Genomic DNA, 6,000 nt, shown 5'->3' on the forward strand with positions numbered 1-6,000 from the left:
TTAACTTTAAATTTGGTTTTGGTTTTTTATACTATAAACTCCCAGTATTATTGGAGAAATATTTTAACTCGTTTTTTAAATTCTAAACTTTTATTTTTTTTGTTGTCAACAATAATTGTAGGTGTGTGATTACAAGAAAATATAAAATAAGGAAATGAGTGTGTTTAATTAGGTGTTTAAATGGTCAGATAATTACAGTTTAAATATTTTTGGAATGTTTAAATTGTTAGTAATTTATTTTAATAGTTAATATCCTGATTTTTTAGGTTGTACTTCGGTTTTATTAACAGCTTGGAGACGAGTTTTAAAAAAAATGTAAATACTATAAGAACAATTAATAAGGAATAAATTTAAGAATTTAATTGCGTTATAAATAAGATTTTTTTGAAAGATTATAAGTTTTCAAATTTCATCAAGTTTAATTTTTTATTTTTGGGCAACTTAATGAACATTTTTTATTTTGGATAATCTTTCCATTCCTACTTTATCAATTGGTAATATACTGGGCGAAGATCCTTTGGGTATTAGTTTGTTTCGTCACAGTGTAAAGGGACGAAATGAATTTGAGCAACCTCATAAACATGATTTTTATCTCGTTTTTTTTGTTGATAGTGGTTCAGGCTTACATGATATAGACTTCATGCAATACAAGGTAAGTGATAATCAGATTTATTTTATAAGACCGGGACAGCTGCATAATTGGTCCCTAAAAGAGGGGACTTCAGGTTTTCAATTGATGCTTTCTGAAGAAGTGATACAAGTGTTTTCTAATTTATCTCCTTTTCCTTTTTTTCAACTGGCTTCGCCCTCCTGCCTTTCTTTGCACACAAAAGAGTTTGATGAATATAGAAAACAGCTGCAAGAAATAGAAAAATTGCTTCCGTATAAAGATCTATTGACCAAAGAAATAGTGGTGCTTCGGTTGCATTTGTTACTCAAATTATTACAAAAGGATTATGTCGCTCATTTTCCAGACAATGAGGTTATTGTCAGACCTGAAAAAATAGTCCAAAAATTTATTGATTTAATTGAGATTCATTTTCATGAAGAATCTTCGGTGCGGTTTTATGCCCAACAGTTGAATATTACTCCAAATTATCTCAATATCCTTTCGCAAAAATATTTAAAAACTGCAGCAGGGGATTTTATAAAAGACAGAATTATGCTGGAAGCTAAGCGTTTGCTTATTAGTACTAGCTTGTCTATGAAAGAAATAGCTTATCAGTTGGGTTTTAATGATAACGGTTATTTTAGTAAGGCATTTAGAAAGCATACCGGAAAGGCTCCAAGTGATTTTAGGGAAAGTTATAATTTTTACCATTCTTCTCATTAATAATACTGCTCGAAATTGAATTTCTAATCGATTTTTGTAAATCTTAATAAGTGTCTAGCTGCGGTTAGCATATTTAAAAGTTTATTCAAAAGGTTTTTGGCTAAAAATCTTTTTTCAGTATTTAAAAATACGTTTTATGACCAACTTAAAAAACAGGAGTAATTTACTAACAGGATTTATTTTGATTATTATATCGTTAGTGAGTTGTTCATCTAAACAAGCAGATATTATGGATAAAAATAAAGCTCTTTTTGAAGCAGTTGATAGTGGGAATGTCACACTTGTGGCTACTATTTTAAGAGATAAACCATTTTTAGAACACAAACATGAAAAGGGGAGAACTGCATTGATGCATGCGGTTTATAAACGTAATAATAAGATTGCGGCTTTGTTAATCGATGCCGGTGCCAATGTTAATACACAGGATGATATTAAAAATAGTCCTTTTTTATATGCGGGTGCCGAAGGTAATTTGGAACTGGTAAAAATGGCATTGAATCATGGCGCAAATTTTAACATATTCAATCGTTACGGAGGTACGGCACTTATACCAGCGGCTGAGAAAGGTCATCTGGAAGTTGTGAAATTATTGGTAAATACGGCAGGTTTTCCTAAAGATCATATCAATAATTTAGGTTGGACTGCATTGTTAGAAGCTGTTTTATTGAGTGATGGCGGTAGAGTTCATGTAAATATTGTCGCTGCACTTATTGATGGCGGTTGTAATATAAACATAGCAGATAAAAATGGTATGACTGCCTTGGATCATGCTAAAAAACTACAGTATGTTGAAATGGTAAAATTATTAGAAAAAAAGGGATAAAATTATAAAGTTATAATAATGGAACAGAAAAAAATTAGTCGAAAACAATTTTTAGGAATGAGTGCCGCCGCAACAGGAGCGGCTTTGTTTTCTGGCGTAGGAAATGCGGCAATGGCACAAGTGTTGCCTGAGGATGAAAAAACTGCTGGCTCGAAAGAATATATTTTGACAAATGTAAGGCTGGAAGACGGTTTTGAATACAATGAAAAAAAGGAAGTTCAAGCCACCAAAACAGGCTTGTACAACTTGCATATCGCCGATGGGAAAATTAAAAGCATAGCAAAAGAGCGATTGAATTTAAAATTAAAAACAATTGATGCCAAAGGACTTTTAATGCTTCCTGCCTTGCGTGACATGCACATTCATATCGATAAAACCTATTATGGAGGCAAGTGGAATGCTGCACCTAGAAAAGGGTATACGGTAAAGGATATGATTACGCTGGAACAGAAGTTAATCCCGCAATTGTTGCCAGATTCGCAAAGAAAGGCCGAAGAAGCCATTAAGTTGATGCAAAGTCAAGGAAGTTATTTTGCTCGTTGCCAATGTAATATCGATCCCGTGAGCGGATTAAAAAGCTTGGAGCATTTGTTGGCGGCTTTAGAGAAAAACAAAGATAGTTTTGCCTGGGAAATAGTTGCTTTTCCACAACACGGCATACTTTATTCTCAATCAGAATCTTTACTGAGAGAGGCTGCAAAGATGGGAGTGGATTTCATTGGTGGACTGGACCCAACAAGCGTTGACGGCCATCTGGAAAAATCACTTGATGCGATGTTTCAAATCGCTTTGGATAACAATAAAGGGATAGATATACATTTGCATGAATCACCGCCATCGGGTAAGACAGCAATCGAATATATTATTAAAAGAACCGAAGAAAATAAGCAGCTTCAAGGTAAAACCTATATCAGTCATGGCTTTGCGCTTGCGAGAATGGAACAGAAGGAATTAGAAAAAATAGCTGAGCAAATGGGAGCGCTTGGTATCGGAGTGGTTTCTACAATTCCAATAGGTAGAACCATTATGCCTATACCTACCTTGAAAAAATATGGTGTAAAACTAATGACCGGTACTGATAGTATTGTGGATCATTGGATGCCTTTTGGTACTTGCGATATGTTGGAAAAGGCAAAATTATGTGCGCAACTTTATGGTTGGACCGATGAATACAGTCTAAGCCGAGCGCTGCATATTGCCACTACTGACGAAATATTACCTCTTAATGACTCAGGGGATCGTGTATGGCCAGCAGTAGGTAATGAAGCTAATTTTATTTTGGTAAAATCAAGTTGTTCTGCAGAGGCTGTAGCGCGTCTGCCTAAAAGAGAAGGTGTCTTTTTTAAAGGAAAATTAATTGCAGGGGAAATGAAGGGATAATAGCAGTTTGTCTTCTGTAAAGGAATTCTATAAAAGATTGGAGTACCCGTTTTTATACGGAAGAGAAAGTTTTGTTTTCTGAATTTTAGCTTTTCGTGTGATTTCAGAAGGTAATCATTAAAAAAGCCTCGAAAGTTTACTTTCGAGGCTTAATTTGTACTACGATCCTTCTCAATATTTTATAGGACGAGTTAATGATTAAAAGTTATTTAGAAGACATTACTTTTTTAACGCTATTTCCTCTATCAGTAGTCAATTTCACAATAAAAATCTCTTCTTGTTCCTTGTAAGTATGAAGGTGTAACATGATTTCTTTGTTCAAATAACTATTGGTATCTGTTTTAGATAGTACCAAGATTCCTTGCATATTAAATACTTCAATTTTTACATCAGATGTATAATCAAAATCGTATCGAATAGTAAGAACGTCTTTAAAAGGAACTGGATAAGCTGTAAAACTAGCGGTCTTAGTTTGTGCAGCTGGTCGAGCAAGCGGATCACTTGGATTACGCAAAATAACCGTACCACTTGTAAGACAGTTGTTGGCATCTTTTACCATCCATTTGTATTCTCCTGCAGATAAATTGCCAAAGAAATTGGATACCTGGTATGTCGCACCGTCATTGATGGAATAAAGGAATGCAGCTGTTCCACCTGAGGCGTTCAATGTGATTGAACCATCTTTTAATGCTTCACAGCAAGAAGGATTTACCGCTGATACAGATACTGAAATCAATGTCGGATTAGCTAAAGTAACAATGCCTTTCTTAACACAATCATTGACATCTTTTACCGCCCATTTGTATTCTCCTGCCGTAAGACCTGCAAATACATTTGATGTTTGGTAAGTTGATCCATCATCTTTAGAGTACATCAATGTTCCTGTTCCTCCTGTTGCTGTGATGGTAAATGAACCGTCGGTTCCTCCATTACATTTAGGATTTGTAGGTGTTGCTGACGCAACTATCAGTGTAGGAGCGATTAAATTAACAGTGCCTCTCGTGATACATCCATTGCCTTCTTTTACTGCCCATTGGTATTGTCCAGCAGCTAATGCATTAAATACTTGGGATGTTTGGTAAGTGGCACCATCATTTATAGAGTACATCAATGGACTGTTTCCTCCCGTAGCATTAATGGTAATCGAACCATCAGTTCCTCCATTACATTTAGGATTCACAAGAGTTGATGTTACAATTACCGCTGGTGGAGAGGTCAAAATAAATGTACCTTTCAATAAGCAGTCATTGGCATCTTTCACTCTCCATTTGTATTCTCCTGCAGCAAGGCCGGTAAATACATTGGAAGTGTGATAAGTATTACCTTGATCTATTGAGTACATCAAAGTACCCGTTCCTCCAGATGCAATAATGGTAATCGAACCGTCAGTTCCTCCATGACATATCGGATTTACAAGAGTTGATGATGCTGCTATCAATGGAGGATTGGTTAAAGTAACCGTGCCTTTCAAGATACAATTATTAGCATCTTTAACTACCCATTTGTATTCTCCGGCAAGTAGTCCGCTAAATACATTAGAGGCTTGGTAACTTACCCCATCATTTATTGAATACATCAAAGTAGCTGTGCCTCCAGAAGCTGCAATGGTGATCGAACCGTTTGGTTCGTAACAACATTTAGGGTTAGCTGGTGTAACATTTGCTACAATTATAGCAGGAATGCTGATGGTCACCGTACCTGATTTGACACATTCGTTGGCATCTTTCACTTTCCAAGAATAGGTTCCAACGCTAAGTCCGCTGAATACACCCGAAGCGACATAGGTAGCGCCGTTATCTTTGGAATACATCAGTGTTCCTGTTCCTCCCGATGCGGTGATGGTAAAACCGGTATTGGCTACGCCGAAGCAAAGCGGATTATTGGCAACAGCAGATGCTGCGATATCAGCAGGAATGGTGATCGTTACCGTACCTGATTTGACACATTCGTTGGCATCTTTCACTTTCCAAGAATAAGTTCCAACGCTAAGTCCGCTGAATACACCCGAAGCGACATAAGTAGCGCCGTTATCTTTGGAATACATCAGTGTTCCTGTTCCTCCCGATGCGGTGATGGTAAAACCGGTATTGGCTACGCCGAAGCAAAGCGGATTATTGGCAACAGCAGATGCTGCGATATCAGCAGGAATGGTGATCGTTACTGTACCTGATTTGACACATTCGTTGGCATCTTTCACTTTCCAAGAATAAGTTCCAGCGCTAAGTCCGCTGAATACACCCGAAGCCACATAAGTAGCGCCGTTATCTTTAGAATACATCAGGCTGCCTGTTCCTCCGGAAGCGGTGATGGTAAAGCCGGTATTGGCTACGCCAAAGCAAAGCGGATTATTGGCAACAGCAGATGCTGCGATATCAGCAGGAATGCTGATGGTCACCGTACCTGATTTGACACATTCGTTGGCATCTTTCACTTTCCAAGAATAGGTTCCAGCAGCAAGTCCGCT

Annotated in this window: 4 protein-coding genes; 3 read left to right on the forward strand and 1 reads right to left on the reverse strand. The window is 37.0% G+C overall.

The features are described from left to right. Positions 1-460: 460 nt before the first annotated feature. The 3 genes from BUB25_RS06610 (at position 461) to BUB25_RS06620 (ending at position 3,536) form a co-directional block, all read left to right on the forward strand. Positions 461-1,333 carry a helix-turn-helix domain-containing protein gene (locus tag BUB25_RS06610; RefSeq protein WP_084089442.1) on the forward strand — a complete coding sequence of 291 codons (873 nt, stop codon included), beginning with the start codon at positions 461-463 and terminating at the stop codon, positions 1,331-1,333. 136 nt (positions 1,334-1,469) lie between these two features. Further along, positions 1,470-2,156 carry an ankyrin repeat domain-containing protein gene (locus BUB25_RS06615; protein WP_072942060.1) on the forward strand — a complete coding sequence of 229 codons (687 nt, stop codon included), beginning with the start codon at positions 1,470-1,472 and terminating at the stop codon, positions 2,154-2,156. 18 nt (positions 2,157-2,174) lie between these two features. After that, positions 2,175-3,536 (forward strand): amidohydrolase, encoded by a 1,362-nt coding sequence (locus BUB25_RS06620; RefSeq protein WP_072942062.1) that lies wholly within the window; start codon positions 2,175-2,177, stop codon positions 3,534-3,536. 205 nt (positions 3,537-3,741) lie between these two features. Here BUB25_RS06620 and BUB25_RS06625 read toward each other — a convergent pair. After that, positions 3,742-6,000: T9SS type A sorting domain-containing protein (locus BUB25_RS06625; protein ID WP_139256889.1), on the reverse strand; the 2,259-nt coding region annotated here is incomplete at its 5' end.

It is taken from the genome of Flavobacterium granuli (genome assembly GCF_900129705.1).
GTDB lineage: Bacteria > Bacteroidota > Bacteroidia > Flavobacteriales > Flavobacteriaceae > Flavobacterium > Flavobacterium granuli.

Coding starts and splice junctions, on each gene's coding strand:
- BUB25_RS06615 (WP_072942060.1), top strand. CDS start 1,470: ATGACCAACTTAAAAAACAGGAGTAATTTACTAACAGGATTTATTTTG.
- BUB25_RS06620 (WP_072942062.1), top strand. CDS start 2,175: ATGGAACAGAAAAAAATTAGTCGAAAACAATTTTTAGGAATGAGTGCC.